Raw genomic sequence first — 16939 nt, forward strand, 5'->3', positions numbered from 1 at the left:
CCCCTTATTTTCCCGTTCCGCCCGCCAGGTTGGAACTACCTTTAATGTCCTTATATTCCCTGCCCTCCAAAATCTTGGTTACCTGGGCATCAGACAGTTCATAATGAAAATAGTTTTTATAGAAGTCTTTGGTTTCCGTGCAGATATCAATATCGGCAAACAAATCAGGATATATGGTTTTAGCTATCCACAGCATGGCTAGCGGGCTTTCAATCGAAGTAGGATGCCCCCACCGAGAAACACCCAGTGGCATCAGGTAAATGTGCTTTTCTTTATAGGCTTTGAGATTATGGAGCTGGGTGCTTTTATTGATATAATCCAACACGTCGCCGCCGTTGATGAGAATATACTCGGGGTTGGCTTCCAGCAATTCCTCAAGGGCAATATAGTGTTTATCAATGCTTAGTTGGGTAGTTTTAGCTCCTTGCGGACCCTGAAAAGCAATGTTCTTTACACCACACTTGTCTAAAATATCTGCGGAAAGGGTATTAACCGCATCGGTTCTCAGCAGCTCGTTAATGGCATGATAGACTGTTTTCTTCTCACTGTCGGGTATATCTTTGATCCGGGAATTCACCAGTTCAACCACTGACTGATAATACTTATTGTAGTCCGCTGCTTCTTTCTCCCTGTCGGCAATAGTGCCAAGCATTTCCATAGTCTTCTTCTGCTGCTCGATATTGTCATAGGCAATAGTAACCACCGGTATACCCAGGTTCGTCAGTTTCTTAACAGTCGCTTCGTCCGTAGTGACTTCAGGATTTGCGATCAACACCTCCGGCCTAGGCTGTTTAACAACTTCTTCAATATTCAGGACATTATTGCCTTTGACAATTCTGGCTTTGGAAATTTGGGGATATATCTGACAGAATAAATAATCTCTGGTGTTTCCATCAGGAATCGTTACGATCTTATCAACATCGCCATATATAGCGAAGATATGCGTAGCGACTGCAAAAAGACTGCCGATATAAGCTGGGTTCTGCTTCACTTTCACTTTGTTGCCATAATAGTCCGTAACAATGATATATCCTTGTTCCGGCGTCAGATCATTCGATTTAGCGGCTCCTTCCACAGGTGCTTTTGATTGAGAACATCCGGTCAATGAGGCTGATACCAAAAACAAAAAGGCGAGTAATAGTGCTGCAATTTTTCTATTTATACGTTTCTTGTTTGTGTTCGTGCTCATTCCATTCCCCTCCTGCGCAGAAATCGATAGGAACAACAAAATTAAGTACCTTGTCCCCTTCACTATCTCTAAAATTTTTAGTCCTAATTTTAAAAATCTTAGCCATGTTTTCCTGGTTTAACACTTCCGACGGAATGCCTAACGCTTCAAATGCTCCATTTTCCATCAGCGCAACCCTGGTTGGGAGGCCTAAGCTTTCAAAAAAATAAGCATGATTGGGGAAGTGGGTAGCCATAATCACCGAAATGTTTTTTTCTTTGGTGATCTTAGCGATATATCTGATCACATTGAGTTCATGGCGAAAGTCCAGATGGGAAGTCGGCTCATCAAAAATAATCAGCTCGGCATTTTGGGCAATAGCCCTGGCAATTTTCACAAGCTGGGCTTCTCCGCCGCTCAATTTGGTATAAACACGGTCTCTGAAATTATACATACCGACGCTGTCCAGCGCGTTTTTTGCAATCGCAAGATCCTCCGGACCAGGAGATGAAAACATGCCTGTATAGGCAGTCCTGCCCATTAAAACGATTTCCAGCACGGTATAGGGAAACGTCCGGTCGCTCTTCTGGGATACGTAAGCAATCTTTTGCGCTTTCTGGGGCGGGGACATCGCTGTAAGGTTCCGGCCGTCAATGGTTATGTTTCCTTCCTCCGGTTTGTTCAGCCCAAGTATACAGTCGAGCATGGTTGTTTTACCACAGCCGTTTGGACCAAAGACACAAAAAACCTCACCTTGTTCCACAGTGAAATTAATTCCGTTCAGAATTTTCTTATCATGATAGCGAAAGTGAAGATTTTCAACCTGTAAAGTATCCATTACCAGCTGCCGCCTCCCTTAGTCCTTTTTAGTATAAGGATAAAAAACGGCCCACCGATCAAAGCGGTCAATACACCCAGAGGGATCTCAGTGCTTACTATGCTGCGGGCTATTAGATCGACAATTAATAGGAAACAGCCGCCTGCCGAAATACAGACAGGCAGTAAAACGCGGTTATCATTACCTACCAGCATTCTAACGATATGGGGAATAATCAATCCGACCCAGCCAATGGTACCGCTGACGCAGACTGCTCCGGCCGTGGCAATTGCTGTGCAAATAATGATAATTGCCCGGCATATTCCCGTATTCACACCCAAAGTACTTGCTTCTTTATCCCCTAAAGAAAGGACATTGATCCTCCAGCGAATCAGGACAATTCCTGCCACCCCGATGATAATCGGTATAAGGGCAAAGGACATATCGCTAAAATTAGCCCTCGCCAGGCTGCCCATGAGCCAAAAAGTAATAGTAGGCAGCTGCTCCATCGGATCGGCCACGAACTTCATAAAAGATATTAAGGCGCTAAAGATCGCCGATATGACCACGCCGCCCAAAACAAGGGTCACGGTTGGGGCAGAATCATAGATTTTTCCTGCAAAGTAACTCAAAAGCACTGCCAGGATTCCAAAGCAGAAGGCTAAAACATAGGTCATATAAAAGTTATGAAAGATGATAATTCCCAGGCAGGCACCAAAACCCGAACCAGCACTGACCCCGAGCATACCGGAGTCAACCAGCGGGTTCCGAAACATTCCCTGCAGAGCGCCCCCGCTGATGGAGAGTGCTCCGCCGACGATAAAAGCCAACAACGCCCTAGGCAGCCTGATATCATATATTAATGAATATTCTATAGCGCGGTCTAAATCTGAATTCCAATTCTGCCCTTGAATTAATATCGACAGTATATCGCTGAAACTCAGATCATACCTGCCGACAAACAGAGAAAACAGAATTAAAACCACCGGCAGGACGAAACAAGCGATAGCCAGAATTCTTTTCTGATAGTTCTTACTTAACATTTTTGTTCCGATGATTGATATAGAGAATAATTGCCGCTGCAATAATGACAATAGCACCAACGCCAACAATCCACCACACCAATGGATTATTGCCTGCCGGCGCAGAACTGCCGCTTGCTTGGGGGGAAGCACCAGCTTGTGTAGATGGGACATAGCCCTTTGTGGAGAAAGTATATGTTACTTCTTTCCCCAGCTTCTCACCGCTTTTTGATGTAACATCCGGACTTATAGTAATGGTATATTGTTCAGCATCCTTGAGCTCAATAGGTTTAATTACAATGTCATTCCGTTTATCCCTTTCAAGCTGGTCGTCATACGTGATAACTTCAATGGTAACCGGCTGACCTTTAGAATCAGTCATGGAGAAACAATTTTTATTGTTTTCTGCTACCGTTATATTCGCAATGTTTTTGCTAAAAACAAATTTAATTTCCTTATTTAGCGGCACATCCTTTTCCCCGTCTGTTATTGTAGCTGAGGAAATCTCTAACGGTGTTTTCTCTTCACCTGCAGCCAGAATCGCCAAAGGAGACATAACCAATAATAAGGTCATAATAAAAAAAATAACGATTGAATTTTTGTTCATTCTCTTTCACCCTTTTTTTGTGTTATTTATAGCTAGAGCGAGGTTGCTATTTATTTAGTTTTAATCATATATGTTTGATTTATTATAATTTAGTATTATTATAATTGAATATAGTTATGATAGCATATGACTGTTTGACCAACAAGAGGTTACGAGAGAAAGGTTATTCCAATAAAATATCCAGCATCTTCTTCGGGTTATTTAAGAAGGAGCGCGTGATTTGATAGTGCTCTGTCTCTTCATAGCCTACCTGTTCAATTCCGTCTCGAATCTGATAGATCAAAGCATCCGGGTAGGCCATGATGATCGGGGAATGTGTGGCAATGATAAACTGAGACCCTTCGTTGATCAGTTCATGCATTCTTGTCAGCAGTGACATCTGCCGCGAAGGGGATAACGCCGCCTCCGGTTCATCGAGTATATAGATACTCTCCCGAGAAAACCTATTTTGAAAGACCGCGAAAAAAGACTCGCCGTGGGACTGTTCATGCAACGACCTTCCGCCATAGGCATCCTCCAGCATTAAATCTTCCACATTGGACGCAAAGTTATAAAAGCTCTCCGCTCTGAAGAAAAAACCATCTCTGGGTTTTTTGGCTCCTTTGACAATTTTAATATAGTGATTCAAGTCGGAATGCGTCACTCTGGAAGCGAAATTGAAATTCTTTGTTCCGCCTTCCGCATTAAACCCGAACGCCACCGCGATCGATTCTAAAATGGTTGATTTTCCTGAACCGTTCTCTCCGACGATGAAGGTGACTTTGGGGTGGAAAGACAATCGGTCTAAGTTTTTGATGGCAGGTAAATCAAAGGGGTATTCTGTAAAGGACGGAACCTGCTCCCGGTCTAATTCAATATAGCGTATGTATTGGGTAAGGTTGTCGCTTTCGCTTTGTGGCAGTAATTTCATCAGCCCAAGCGCGTTTTTCATTTTTTTCATAATTCATGCCTCGATAATCATTTCATTGATCTTCACTTCCAGATTTTTGATGAGAGCGTTTTCCTTTGCTTTATACTGTGTGAGCTTTTGCAGTGACAACGAAGACTGACTGGTATGCTCGAGTTTGTATACATCTTCATTTTCATTATATAATATTTAAAATTATTTTTACCTATTTGGTCTAAAAATAAAGAGCCATCCGGCTCATTATTTTTACAAAATTAGCTGTATTTTTTTTCGCTCCACGTCATGACATCTTTCATACATTAATTACAACTGAACATGCTCCAAAAAGACAATATCATACGTCGTTTCATCAAGATAGAATCGAAAGCGTTCTGTGCTGTTCTTCCGAAATCTAGCTGTATCTTCCTCGCCAATCATTTCCCGAATGGCTTGCCAGACCATTAGCTCACCTTTTTTAATTCGTTCACCTTTTTTCTCGAACACATATTGCATGGATTTTCAGTGCGAATACGCCGAATTATTTACAGCAGCCGCAATTACGAATGGCTATTAAACTAAATTTCTCAATTCAGTTTTTATAAAAGTAATTCACATCCTCGCAAGCTCAATCTACTATTGCTTGACGCCGTGATAACGATGAGTAATTCATCAACCAATAAACAACCATACCGATGATTGGCAGTGAAAATGCAATGCCCAGCCAAAGTAAAGGGGATATTTCTAAAGCGGTTTGTGATAAACTTTTCGCGTCCCTATAGACAATGACGGTTAGCGCAATATGTGTAATAATTAAAATCAGGGCCCAAATAATCTGAATCAATACTGTTAAACCAAATATCGGTGTCATCATTTCTTTCCTCCAATATCTTTATTTACCGCCTTCACGAAACCACATCGGTAGGTTGAGTTCAAATTACATAAAGTAAACTGCAATACCAGCCAGCAAACAGGGAATTTCAAATAAAAATAAAGCAAAACTAATTTTAGACCGTTTTCTATAGTCTTCGGCATCTGAATAATTTGGATATGAACGTATGTTTAAATTTATCACCTGCCTTTATAAAAATACTCCCTAGATATTTTTATGCCTAAATCATTCAGAAGAAACCAAAACATGTTCCTTAGACACACGATATCTTTATCCAATATTTGTATAATTCTCTTTTAATAGCTTCTTTCCTTTCTTTTCCTACATTTTTATAATATTTTAATCAAGCCATAGCATTATTCTTCCTGATACAGCAAAAACCGCTTTCGCGGTTTTTATATGTGTATCAGAAAGATATAAATCCATCTGAATATCTTATTTAAGTTTACTTCACTATATCTCCTCACGTCGCAATTGCTCAATTTTCCACTGGCATTTCCAGACGATCCTTAACAACGCTAACGTGATAATCCCGAGCAACACTGTTAAAGCACCAATAACAACTTCACCCGTTTCCATAGCGGCCATCAGCTCCATCAAGAAACAGATGGTTTCAATTACCAAAAAGACGGTGAAAAAACGTTTGATCTTACGGTATTGCGCTATTTTGGACTGTGCATCGGTATACATCTCAAAGGGCCCATCGGCAGCCTTTTTGCGCAGGAATACCCATCGCCACCACTGACCGACTACTTCGACGCCGGCCTCCTCCATAAACGTGGCATAATCGGTCTTATCGCCATGCCAATTATCCAGTATATCAATCTGATAATTGTATTCGCCGGGTTCACAGGGTACAAACGTATAAAAGCCGAGGAAAAACTGTTTCAGCGCCCATCCTTCCAAACACATTTTCTGCAGCCAATCTTGCTCGGCATCTTTATCATAATACAATCTGAATTTTAACATCGTGTCTTTCCCCCTCTCATCTATCTTAATTGTCTTTATTTATCTTATGGTTTTCATTTATCTTATTGTTTTCATTTTCTTATTCTCTTTGTGGTTTTCGCTATTATCGTCTTCTCTCTTATCATCATCGCCCATCCACATCCATCAAATTACTTTGTTCCATCTTTTGTGCGTTGCAAATAAGTTCCTGCAGCCTTTGCACTTCGTTTTGAAAGACCTCCATACCCCGGCTTGTCAACAGGTATTCTTTTTTCTTTCGGGATTCCTTATCCTCACTGTATAAGCGGATCCACCCTTTGGTCAGCATGGAGTTAATCGCGCCGTATAAAGTTCCGGGACCTAAAGCGACTCTTCCACCTGTCATCTCATTAATATCTTGGATAATTCCATAGCCATGATTCGGTGTTCGCACTGCCAATAGAATATAAAACAAAGCTTCCGTCAACGGTGTATTATCCAAACCTCTCATCCTCCGATATATCATCTAACGATATATAATATATCACCTTACGATATATCTGTCAATGATATATTATAAACAAAAACAAAAGCCGCCCCAGTCTGGGAAGACCTGAGCAGCTCCATAAAGACAAACTATATTTATGAGGGGAAGATGTGATCCCTTCCAGTATGATGCAGGTATTTTTTTGCCTGGCACGCAGTCATAGACATACCCTTAAATGAAGCGATGCCGCTACGAAATTAACGAAATACGGTGGATAATCTATCGCTTAAAGGTAGATATTAAATATACAGCAACTAAAATACATTCACAAGGGGATAATGTCGATGGATAATAACAAAAATCGAAACAAAGACAGAGAGAAAAGCAACGCGGAATTGAGAAAAATGAAGCCGAAAGATAATGCGGACGTCGGAATCATCAACGGCGAAAAAATCGGTGTCCATGACGGCAAGCATGAAAAAAGCAAATAAACTTTTTTTTATTTCCCAAACAATTCTCTGATTTTCTTCCAAAGCCCAGTTCCAACCATATTATCGGCGATCTTAATAATTTCCTGGACTCTGTTCAGGATATCGCCCTCACCGGCCCAATGCCGGCGGACGACCTCCGGATCCGTATTATTGATGATCGCGTCCAGAACATAAGCAGCTACCGAGATATCATCAACAAATCCTACCGGGCCTAAAAAGACCTCCGGGATTAAATCAATCGGCGAGACAAAGTAAGCGATGGCGATGGCCAGCTTGGCTTTGTCGTCTACGTTAACATCTTTGTCAACGGTCAACTTGCACAGAAGATGAAACAAATCGGGGGCAATCAGGATATACTCCGCATATTGATTCGTTTTGCCCTCTTCACTGGCGAAATAATCCTTGATCTTTTTCCTCAGGGATTGATAAAAATCAACATGGTCGTTCCGAATGGGATCAGTCATGGCAATACCTCTTTTCATCTTTTCATTTTTTTATATGTCGCGAGCACCATGGAGGGTGCAATAAGAACGGTGTACCGTGTACCAGTCATGTATCCTTCCGCTTAAGATTGGCCGTGACAGAATTGCTGTTTCTAATAGTATCAGCCATTCCTAATAAAATATTTTTATTATTCAACTCCGGGTTCTGCAAAACCTCTTCCATCAAATACCTTAGGGTATCGCCTAATCGCTTTCCCGGTTCAAAACCAATCATCCTCAGATCATTGCCATTCACCTTCAAATCCTTCAAGGCTAAAGGTTCTTTCTGGTTCAAAATACGTTCGACTTCTTTTCTCTGCCTGATGATTTTACTAAAGTCGTGAGGCGGCTTGCTTCCTTGGACATCTGCCAGCTGAAGTGCGAATAGATCGTCCAAATTGTCAACGCCGACTCGGGTAATGAACCTTTTTATACTGGCAGTGCGCAGGGTGTCATACCGATACATATGATTATAGACGAGAATTCCAACTTTCTTCACTGTATCATGATCGAACTTTAAGCGCAACAAAATGTCTCTGGCCATGTCCGCGCCCAGTTTATGATGCTCGTAAAAATGACCAATGCCATCTTCACCCAATGAAAATGCTGCCGGTTTCCCGATATCGTGCATTAAAGCCGCCCACCTTAGGGACAACGTATTGGGAACCGCATCCAGAACAAGCATAGTGTGTTCCAATACATCTTTATGATGATGCGGATTATGCTGATCAAAATCTGCCAGGCTGCAGATTTCAGGAAGGAAATAGCGCAATAATCCGGTTTTGTATAAAAGGCTGATTCCCCGGCTTGGGAAATCAGAAATCAATATTTTATTCGTTTCCTCTCGGATTCTTTCCATGCTGATCCATTGAATCCGCTCCCTGTTTCGACAAAGCGAGTCGTAAACCACGCCATCGATAGTGGCGCCAAGCTGGCAGGCAAAACGAATACACCGCAGCATGCGCAGGGCATCTTCTCTGAATCGCTCGTCGGCATTGCCAACGGTGTTGATCACGTTCGCGCGAATCGCTTCCTGCCCACAGAATGGGTCGACGATACCCGTTTTCGGATTATAGGCAATCGCATTCATCGTAAAATCCCGCCTGGCCAGATCCTCAATCAATGAGGATGAATATTTGATCGTGTCCGGCCGCCGGTTGTCCGAGTATTCGCCATCGATTCGATACGTCGTCACTTCAAACGGCTCATGATCCAGCATCACGGTAATCGTCCCATGCTTCAGGCCGGTAGGAATGGTATGGTAATCCTTAAACACAGTGAGCATTTGCTCCGGCAAGGCGTTGGTGGTAATATCCCAATCCTTTGGCATTACCCCCAAGATCAGGTCACGGACGCAGCCACCCACGATAAAGGCTTCGTATCCGCTGAACTCTAATATTTCAATAATTCTTTTAGCTTTTGGATTTATAAGCACACGAAACTCCTATACTTCTGATTAGTCAAATCGCTGGGGGATTCAACGGTAATTCCCCTGACATCAATGTCCGAACCTACGGTGTTCGTCCCATAAGCATAAGATCCGCTTAAGGTCAGTAAGATAACATGCTTACCGAGATGGGGTTCGTTTCGGATAAATTGATATTCAGGTTGCTGCAATAACTCTTTCATGATATTTCTTCCTCTTTAAGGAGAATGTATTACCTTATATGATATCACAAATTAGGGAATAAGCATCTTTCTCCGTCTATGCATCGCTCCAAGACTGCCGGAGCATACTAAGCATTCATTAAAACAAAACATCATGTACTTCTATTTTTTACCGAAACACAGGCCCTTTGTCTTTTTATTTCCTATTTCAGGGATAATTATGAGCATGGTATATTCCCGGGTATTAGTCAACTTGGAAATGTTCCATGAACCTGAAAATTTCCTAATAAGAGCAGGTAATTTTACGTTTTGGTTTGCGCTTGCAACCTGGGGCTACTTTAAATTAAACAGTTATATTGAAACAAAACATCATAAGCATGAATGTCAGAAGGATTAGAAAAGAGGTATACAGGTTTGATGATCTATTCCAGCCTTTATTGACCTTGCCAATACAGATCAGGCTGCCGTTCCACATATTGATTGGAATTAACAGACGTTCCCCGGGCTATCGCGGACACCGCCCAATACATATGATCATCGCTTCGGTATCGATATAATTATGGCTATTTGTGATTTATTTCACTTAATTAACTTCATCCCTTCCTTCAAGGGCAACGTTATCGGAGCCGCGTCCAGAACGAGCAAGATATAATCCAACACATTTTGATGATGACGCCGATACTGCTGATCCAGGCGGAGGTTTTACAAATCGGGAACGTTGGTAAATAAATGGGACAATTGCCCTGGTCTTTTTTATTCAATCGCTTTGAATTACAAGGGATTTTATTTCGTTATTGTATTGGCACGCTATTTGCAATATTAGTCTGTGAAACCCAGCGCTGGAGGTTTCCAACAGTTATCTATCAATAATGAAGAATGATGAAAACATTATCAGAAAGGAAGGTCGAATCAATGGAAGAAAAAAGCTGGTCATATGCTCAGCATTCCAAACCTTTCAAGTATCAAGAAGGTAATCTTACAGTCACTAGGGGTAGTGCCTGGTCAGGACCTGGCTGCCATCTCGGCTGCGGTGTCCTGCTCTATACCGACGAAAACGGTAAACTGGTCAAAGTGGAAGGAGATCCGGAAAATCCTTATAACGACGGCAGACTTTGTGTTCGATGTCTGAACGTCAATGAAGTGACCAACCACAAAGACCGGCTGCTATATCCCATGAAACGTGACCCAAAAGACCGCGGCAAAGATAAATGGGAACGCATCAGTTGGGACGAAGCTTATGACATTATTGTCGAAAAGTTCAATAAAATTAAAGACGAATTCGGGGCAGAAACCATTCTCTTTACACAAGGGACTGGGCGCGATATTGCCCAATGGATTTCACGGCTTGCTTGGTCTTTCGGATCACCAAACTATTGCTACCATCTTTCTGGTGCAGCCTGTTATCTGCCGCGCGTCGCCGGCATGGCCGTCACCACAGGGGGCTACTGGGTAGCCGATTGTTCACAGCAATTTATTGACCGTTATGACAACCCCCAGTATCAAGTACCTGAGACTATGTTCGTTTGGGGTAATTATCCGCTTACCTCCAACTCAGACGGATTTTATGGCCACTGGGTCATCGATTTAATGAAACGCGGCATGAAGATTGTCTGCATCGACCCCAAGGTCACCTGGCTGGCTGCCCGTGCGGAAGAGCATCTGCGGGTCCGTCCCGGTACCGACGCTGCCCTGGCCCTGGGTATGCTCAATATCATTATCAACGAAGAACTCTATGATAAGGAATTCGTTGAAAAATGGACGCATGGCTTCGATCAGTTGAAAGAACGGGTACAGGAATACCCTGTGGAAAAAGTCGCTGAAATCACCTGGGTGCCGGCGGAAAAAATCCGCAATGCAGCGCACATTCTGGCAAAAAGCAAACCGGCGACCATGCAATGGGGACTGGCTGTGGATATGACCAAAGAGTCGCTGCCGGCAAGTCAAGCCATTGCTGCGCTGTTCTATATCACTGGCAATGCTGATATCCCGGGCGGGATCATTATGCCCCCCGAACTCCTTCCTTACTCCGGCGGTTTCGGCCATGATCTCTTGAGTCCGGAACAGGCAGAAAAACGTATCGGTTTAAAAGATTATCCAATCTTCCAGTACGGCTTCCAAATCGCTCAGCCTGATGCCGTTCAAAAAGCACTGGAAACAGATGACCCTTACAAAATCCATGCCGGCTGGTTCCAAACCACCAATCCCATTGCCTGTGTTGCCGCTCAGCCGAAGCGTTGGGCCGAAGCAGTCAAGAAACTGGACTTCGTTGTTTTCGTCGATATTTTTATGACCCCTTCCATCATGGAAGTCGCAGACATTGTTCTGCCGGCCGCGACGTTCCCTGAGCGCGACGGACTCCGGGTTGGCGACGGTGTACAAAGAGGCGAAGTCATTAACAAAGTCACCCAAATCGGGGAATGCAAGTCGGACATGCAAATCAACCTCGAACTGGGCAAGCGCTTTAATCCTGCTGCTTGGCCATGGGAAAATGTCCAGGCAATGTTCTCCGATATTCTGAAACCGACCGGTTTCTCGTTCCAGGAACTTCAGGAAAAAGCGCCGGCCTATATGCCCTTTACCTACAAACGCTATGAAAAGGGTCTTTTCAGACCGGATGGGCAGCCCGGGTTTAATACCGGTACCGGGAAAATCGAACTTTATTCTACGTTCTACGAAATGGTCGGCCTTGACCCATTGCCCTACTTTGAAGAACCGTCTCCCGGACCGGGCGCCACACCGGAGCTTCTGGAAGAGTACCCGCTGGTGCTCACGACCGGTGCCCGTATCTGGAGCATGTTCCATTCGGAACACCGCCAAATAGAACGCAACCGTGCTTTCAGACCGGATCCGGAGATTGAAGTTAATCCGGACACGCTCAAAAAGCTTGGGATCAAAGACGGCGATTGGGTTTGGGTAGAAAACGAACGCGGTCGGGCCAAAAGACGCGTCAAAGGCACTCCGGTAATCGATCCGCGCATGTGTTCGTGTGATCACGCCTGGTGGCGGCCGGAAGCAGGCCCTGAAAACCTTTATGATGTTTTAGACCTGAACATCAACAATCTCGTTCCCTGGATTCCCGGCAAGAGCGGATTTGGTTCCAATTTCAAAACCATGCTGTGCAAGCTTTATAAAGTGAAGGAGGGAGAATAAGAATGGCTAAGTATGGACTTCTGATCGATTACAACTGGTGTACCGGTTGCCATTCCTGTGAAGTAGCCTGCCAAATGGAGTTAGGCCTTCCAGTCGGCCAGTATGGCATTAAACTGACGGAGCTCGGCCCATGGGAGTATGCACCGGGAAAATGGCAATTGACGTATGTCCCTATTCCCACTGACCAATGCACATTGTGTGATAAACGGGTCGCTATGGGGAAAATCCCCTCTTGCGTTCAGCACTGTCAGGCAAAATGCATGCAATACGGGCCCTTAGAAGAACTCTCCAAACTGCTGCTTGATCATCCGAAACAGGTACTCTATTCGTTGGATTAAGGTTCTGCTGGAACGGGGAAGCGGCCGGCGGTGTACACTCGTCCGCCGCCGAACTCACCCAGCATCCAACTGTACGAAAGGAGCAAAATCATGAACGTGTTGAAACCAATCTTATCCGCTTTCGTTGTCGGAGGAATTTTTTCCGTCATCGGGCAGTTCCTGGCAAACGTGTATACCTCGGCACTCGGACCAGGAAATCCATTAATCGACATTTTTACCTTAATCTCACTCGGCCTGATTGGTGCGGTGTTGTATATTACCGGCATCCATCAAAAGATTGAGAAGTTTGGCGGATACGGGACTATCCTGCCTTTTAACGGCTTTGCCGCCGCCGTAGCAGGTACTTTTTCAACAGCGAAAGCCCAGGCCGGCACTTCTGCTGCGGGAATAAAAGCAGCCGTATCGCTTGTTGTGTATGTACTGGGTATCGGATCAATTTTAGCGGCAATCGTCGGCATCGTCGCATTTTATACCGTATAGGAGGTTATTTTGATGTATCTTACAGCGTTTCTTCTTGGCGGTATCCTTTGTGCACTTTTTCAAATATTCGGCATGTTTACGAAGCTTGATCCGCCGCGTGTTCTTATTTTAGGTGTTGCTATAGGCGGATTGCTGACGCCTTTCGGTATGTTGGCACAACTTGGTCAGTGGGGCGGCGCCGGGCTTACCGTCATGTGTATGGCGGCCGGCAGTGCCGTGACCGGCACCACGATGGCGCTTCTTGGCGGCAATCCGGTGCCAATTCTGATGATCCTTGGTCTCTTTGTCACTTTGACACTTATCGGGATCGTAGCAGGCTTAATTCGTGCGGCAGTGACAAAAGATACTGTCGTGAACAATGTACAAAGCGCTAATAAGTAAGACTAAAAAAATTAACGCTTAACGTTTAATCAGGATGGCCCGTCAATGTTTTTGCCGGGCCGTCCTAACGCTGATATCCTTATTGGGTACATTATTTTTAATATGGAATTAACGATCGTTATCCTTTATAATTAATCATCATCAACGAAATGTTTATATCCTGACCACCCAGCCCGGAATTGTGTTTTTGCCTGTTATTTGGGAGGTGTTTTGTATATGATTCATTCTTTCTATAACAAACAAGATATCATATCGACTTCTGAAGTCCATACAGCTATAACTGCGATCAACTTTCAGAAAGAGCTTTTCTTACACAGCCGTAAGAACCATGACACAACTTCCTTGTTAAGACCGGAGGTAGCTACTTCATGGAAACGATCCAAAAAATTGAAGATCGACCCAGAAATGCAGGAGCTTGCCCATGCCCTAAGTGAAAAGGAACTAAACGCACTATTGTACGATAAGCGAACATTTGTAGATCTGACGAAAACTCACCTTTATAGTTTTCTCCCCCTGCTCAATATACCCAAATGTGCCATTACGATCTTTGACGAAAACGGCACCTTATTAGACGTGTCTGATCCTTATCAACTGCTTCGTCTCAACCCGCACAGTGGTTCAATCTGGAGAGAAGAAACCGTTGGCACCACTTCGACTTCTCTCTCCATGGAATACGGAAAAATCGTTCAACTATCCGGACCACTTCATTATTGCAAAGCGCTGGAGAATCAGTTGGCCACAACGGCACCGGTCTACGATTTAGAGGGAAATCGCTTAGGGATTATCACGATTATTCATCATCTCAGCGATGAGCTGTTTAATGTAGAAACCAGCCAGCGGATTTTGCTTTGGATATCCGCTTTGCGGTATATGGTGGAAAGTCAATTCGCCCTGTTAAAACGCAGCTATACTCTGAATGGTGGGGGATTTGAAGGGAGAAACAGAGAATATCTCCTTCCTATACCGGAAGATCACAACATGCTTGACTGCTATGAAAAAGGGCTAACGGCAAACAGTCCTTTTTCGACGATCTTGGGCGAGAGTCCGCAAATCCAAAACGTAATCCGGACGGCGGAACGCTTTGCACCAAGCGAGAGCGGTATTCTCCTTACCGGAGAAAGCGGTACGGGCAAAGAAATGTTTGCTCAGGCTATTCATCAGGCCAGTGGAAGAAGCGGTCCTTTTGTTGCGATTAATTGCGCTGCTCTTCCCGGCAATCTCATTGCCAGTGAATTGTTCGGATATGTCGGAGGGGCTTTCACCGGTGCCGAAAATAAAGGCCGCTTGGGGAGAATTGAATTGGCTAAGGAAGGAACTTTGTTTTTGGATGAAATCGGCGATATGCCTTTGGAAATTCAGCCAAATCTTCTGCGTGTGCTGGAAGACAAAAAAGTCACACGGTTAGGCAGCAATAAAGACATTCACGTTGACTTTCGTCTGATTGCAGCAACTAATGTAGACCTTTTTCAGCTTGTACAGGAGAAAAAATTCCGTGCTGACTTATATTACCGCCTGGAAACACTGCAAATGAAATTACCACCACTTCGAGAAAGGGGTCGGGATATTTTGCTGATTGCGAACTATTTTCTGGAGGAAATTTGCACAAAAGCCGGACGGGCACCGCTCAAACTAAATAAAGATACGGAAACATTCCTTCTTAAACACGCTTGGCCGGGGAATATCAGGCAGCTTAAAAACGCTATGGTTTACGCTGCAAATATGTGTCAAGGGCAAGTCATTACGCTGCTTGAGCTGCCTGAAAGCGTTTATCGCGATATGGATATGGCGTTACCAGAAAAAGATTTAGTAAATTTTCCAATGTCTTCTCTTCAAGAGATAGAACTAAATTCAATAAAAAAAGCTCTGCTTTTATCCGGAAATAATGTACGCGGTGCTGCAAAAGTGTTAGGATTGAGCAAGACTTCCATTTATCGAAAAATAAAAGAATACAATATTGACATAACGTAATTATCGGCATTAATCCTCTTCTCCCGCTTTAAAGTTATAGATGGGTTTGATGATCTTGTCGATGTCCGCGGTGGGCCCGATATTGTTTACGATATCATCCATATTTTTATAGGCCATTGGGCACTCATCGAGGGTATCTTTATTCACCGACGTGGTATAGACATCCTTCATTTGTTTCTTGAATTCGGATAACGTAAACGCTTGTTTGGCCTTCGTCCGGCTCATCAGCCGCCCTGCCCCATGGGGCGCAGAATAATTCCAGCCTTTATTCCCCTTGCCGATGCAGATCAGGCTGCCGTCCCGCATATTGATTGGAATCAGCAGGCGTTCCCCTGCCTTCGCGGACACCGCTCCCTTACGTAAGATCATCGCTTCGGTATCGATATAGTTATGGGTGGTCGTGAATTGTTCCACTACGTCGAGCTTCATTCCTTTGACGATCTCCATGACCATGGCTTTACGGTTCAATTCGGCAAACTGCTGAACGATTTTCATATCATGGATATAGTCATCAAACAGATTTCCGCTGACATAAGCCAGTGCATAGGGGACATCCGTAATCACTTGACTTTTCAGTTCTTTTAAAGCCTTGGCGATCTCTTTATCCCGACCTTCGGCTTTATAGCGGGCAATCAAGGCTTCCAGATCCGGCTTTTCATTTTGGTTTAACTGTTGGTAACCGGCTTCCTGATAGTATTTGGCTACTTCCAGCCCCAAATGACGGCTGCCCGAGTGCACGACAACATACAAATCGCCTTCCTGGTCTTTATTGACCTCAATAAAGTGATTGCCTCCGCCTAATGTACCGATACTCTTCTGCGCTCTGTCCAGTTTGACTGCCTTCAGACAGCGCAGCGCCGTCAGGTCGATCTGTTCGTTATACCGGTGCGGGGTCTCCCTTACGGTATAGCCCGACGGAATGGATTCATAGATCAATTTATCCAGCTTCTGCAGCTCCAGCCGTTTATTGCTGATCCGGATGGTTTCCATCCCACAGCCGATATCCACCCCAACTAAGTTGGGAACCACTTTATCGGTAATCGTCATGGTAGTGCCGATGGTACACCCGGCCCCGGCATGGACGTCGGGCATGATCCGGATTTTACTGTCTTTGGCAAATTCCTGGTTGCATAGCGTTGCGATCTGGGACGCTGCGCCTTCCTCTAGTGTATCTGTAAATATTTTGGCTATATTATATTTTCCTCTAATTTCTTGCATGGTAAACTCCGTTCTGTTCT

At 44.1% G+C, this 16939-nt stretch carries 19 protein-coding genes; 6 read left to right on the forward strand and 13 right to left on the reverse strand.

The features are described 5' to 3' along the window. Positions 1-4 precede the first annotated feature (4 nt). The 9 genes from LPY66_RS17455 to LPY66_RS17495 all read right to left on the reverse strand — a co-directional run bounded on the left by LPY66_RS17455 (position 5) and on the right by LPY66_RS17495 (position 6827). Complete coding sequence (locus LPY66_RS17455; protein ID WP_337985520.1) at positions 5-1189, reverse strand: ABC transporter substrate-binding protein; 1185 nt, start codon at positions 1187-1189, stop codon at positions 5-7. Then, positions 1155-2006 (reverse strand): ABC transporter ATP-binding protein, encoded by an 852-nt coding sequence (locus LPY66_RS17460; protein ID WP_337985521.1) that lies wholly within the window; start codon positions 2004-2006, stop codon positions 1155-1157. The genes LPY66_RS17455 and LPY66_RS17460 overlap by 35 nt, the downstream gene beginning before the upstream one ends. Beyond that, positions 2006-3028 carry a FecCD family ABC transporter permease gene (locus tag LPY66_RS17465; RefSeq protein ID WP_337985522.1) on the reverse strand — a complete coding sequence of 341 codons (1023 nt, stop codon included), beginning with the start codon at positions 3026-3028 and terminating at the stop codon, positions 2006-2008. Before LPY66_RS17465 ends, LPY66_RS17460 begins: the two co-directional genes overlap by 1 nt. Beyond that, positions 3018-3614, reverse strand: a complete 597-nt coding sequence (locus tag LPY66_RS17470; RefSeq protein WP_337985523.1) for an Ig-like domain-containing protein — start codon at positions 3612-3614, stop codon at positions 3018-3020. Before LPY66_RS17470 ends, LPY66_RS17465 begins: the two co-directional genes overlap by 11 nt. 163 nt (positions 3615-3777) lie before the next feature. Then, the gene (locus LPY66_RS17475; protein ID WP_337988131.1) at positions 3778-4545 is read right to left on the reverse strand and encodes an AAA family ATPase; all 768 of its coding nucleotides are present in this window, start codon (positions 4543-4545) and stop codon (positions 3778-3780) included. Positions 4546-4824: 279 nt separating this feature from the next. Next, positions 4825-5004 carry a hypothetical protein gene (locus LPY66_RS17480; RefSeq protein ID WP_337985524.1) on the reverse strand — a complete coding sequence of 60 codons (180 nt, stop codon included), beginning with the start codon at positions 5002-5004 and terminating at the stop codon, positions 4825-4827. A gap of 121 nt (positions 5005-5125) precedes the next feature. After that, entirely contained in the window at positions 5126-5371 is a 246-nt protein-coding gene (locus tag LPY66_RS17485) for a hypothetical protein (protein WP_337985525.1), read from the reverse strand. A 471-nt stretch (positions 5372-5842) separates the two neighbouring features. Continuing rightward, the gene (locus LPY66_RS17490; RefSeq protein ID WP_337985526.1) at positions 5843-6358 is read right to left on the reverse strand and encodes a DUF2812 domain-containing protein; all 516 of its coding nucleotides are present in this window, start codon (positions 6356-6358) and stop codon (positions 5843-5845) included. A 124-nt stretch (positions 6359-6482) separates the two neighbouring features. Then, the gene (locus LPY66_RS17495) at positions 6483-6827 is read right to left on the reverse strand and encodes a PadR family transcriptional regulator (protein WP_443112443.1); all 345 of its coding nucleotides are present in this window, start codon (positions 6825-6827) and stop codon (positions 6483-6485) included. Positions 6828-7147: 320 nt separating this feature from the next. Between LPY66_RS17495 and LPY66_RS17500 the strand changes: the two genes are divergently transcribed. Further along, a complete protein-coding gene (locus tag LPY66_RS17500; protein WP_337985528.1) occupies positions 7148-7294 on the forward strand; it encodes a hypothetical protein in 147 nt (48 codons plus the stop codon). 8 nt (positions 7295-7302) lie between these two features. Here LPY66_RS17500 and LPY66_RS17505 read toward each other — a convergent pair whose 3' ends face one another. The 3 genes from LPY66_RS17505 to LPY66_RS17515 all read right to left on the reverse strand — a co-directional run bounded on the left by LPY66_RS17505 (position 7303) and on the right by LPY66_RS17515 (position 9405). Beyond that, positions 7303-7758: a YkvA family protein gene (locus tag LPY66_RS17505; RefSeq protein ID WP_337985529.1), complete on the reverse strand. Its 456-nt coding sequence runs from the start codon at positions 7756-7758 to the stop codon at positions 7303-7305. An 85-nt stretch (positions 7759-7843) separates the two neighbouring features. Then, on the reverse strand, positions 7844-9211 hold the full coding sequence (locus LPY66_RS17510; protein ID WP_337985530.1) for a CCA tRNA nucleotidyltransferase: 1368 nt from the start codon (positions 9209-9211) through the stop codon (positions 7844-7846). After that, positions 9202-9405 (reverse strand): DNA polymerase beta superfamily protein, encoded by a 204-nt coding sequence (locus LPY66_RS17515; protein ID WP_337985531.1) that lies wholly within the window; start codon positions 9403-9405, stop codon positions 9202-9204. The genes LPY66_RS17510 and LPY66_RS17515 overlap by 10 nt, the downstream gene beginning before the upstream one ends. A gap of 891 nt (positions 9406-10296) precedes the next feature. Here LPY66_RS17515 and LPY66_RS17520 point away from each other — a divergent pair. From LPY66_RS17520 to LPY66_RS17540, 5 genes are all read left to right on the forward strand, one after another. Further along, entirely contained in the window at positions 10297-12534 is a 2238-nt protein-coding gene (locus LPY66_RS17520; protein WP_337985532.1) for a molybdopterin-dependent oxidoreductase, read from the forward strand. Between the two features lie 2 nt (positions 12535-12536). Then, on the forward strand, positions 12537-12872 hold the full coding sequence (locus LPY66_RS17525) for a 4Fe-4S dicluster domain-containing protein (RefSeq protein WP_337985533.1): 336 nt from the start codon (positions 12537-12539) through the stop codon (positions 12870-12872). A gap of 90 nt (positions 12873-12962) precedes the next feature. After that, the gene (locus LPY66_RS17530) at positions 12963-13352 is read left to right on the forward strand and encodes a SpoVA/SpoVAEb family sporulation membrane protein (protein WP_337985534.1); all 390 of its coding nucleotides are present in this window, start codon (positions 12963-12965) and stop codon (positions 13350-13352) included. A gap of 12 nt (positions 13353-13364) precedes the next feature. Then, complete coding sequence (locus LPY66_RS17535) at positions 13365-13733, forward strand: SpoVA/SpoVAEb family sporulation membrane protein (RefSeq protein ID WP_337985535.1); 369 nt, start codon at positions 13365-13367, stop codon at positions 13731-13733. A gap of 216 nt (positions 13734-13949) precedes the next feature. Beyond that, positions 13950-15701: a sigma-54 interaction domain-containing protein gene (locus LPY66_RS17540; protein WP_337985536.1), complete on the forward strand. Its 1752-nt coding sequence runs from the start codon at positions 13950-13952 to the stop codon at positions 15699-15701. Between the two features lie 9 nt (positions 15702-15710). Here LPY66_RS17540 and LPY66_RS17545 read toward each other — a convergent pair whose 3' ends face one another. After that, positions 15711-16919, reverse strand: coding sequence for an RtcB family protein (locus LPY66_RS17545; protein ID WP_337985537.1), 1209 nt, complete (start codon positions 16917-16919; stop codon positions 15711-15713). Positions 16920-16939: the final 20 nt, after the last annotated feature.

This window comes from Dehalobacter sp. DCM (assembly GCF_024972775.1).
Classification (GTDB): Bacteria; Bacillota; Desulfitobacteriia; order Desulfitobacteriales; family Syntrophobotulaceae; genus Dehalobacter.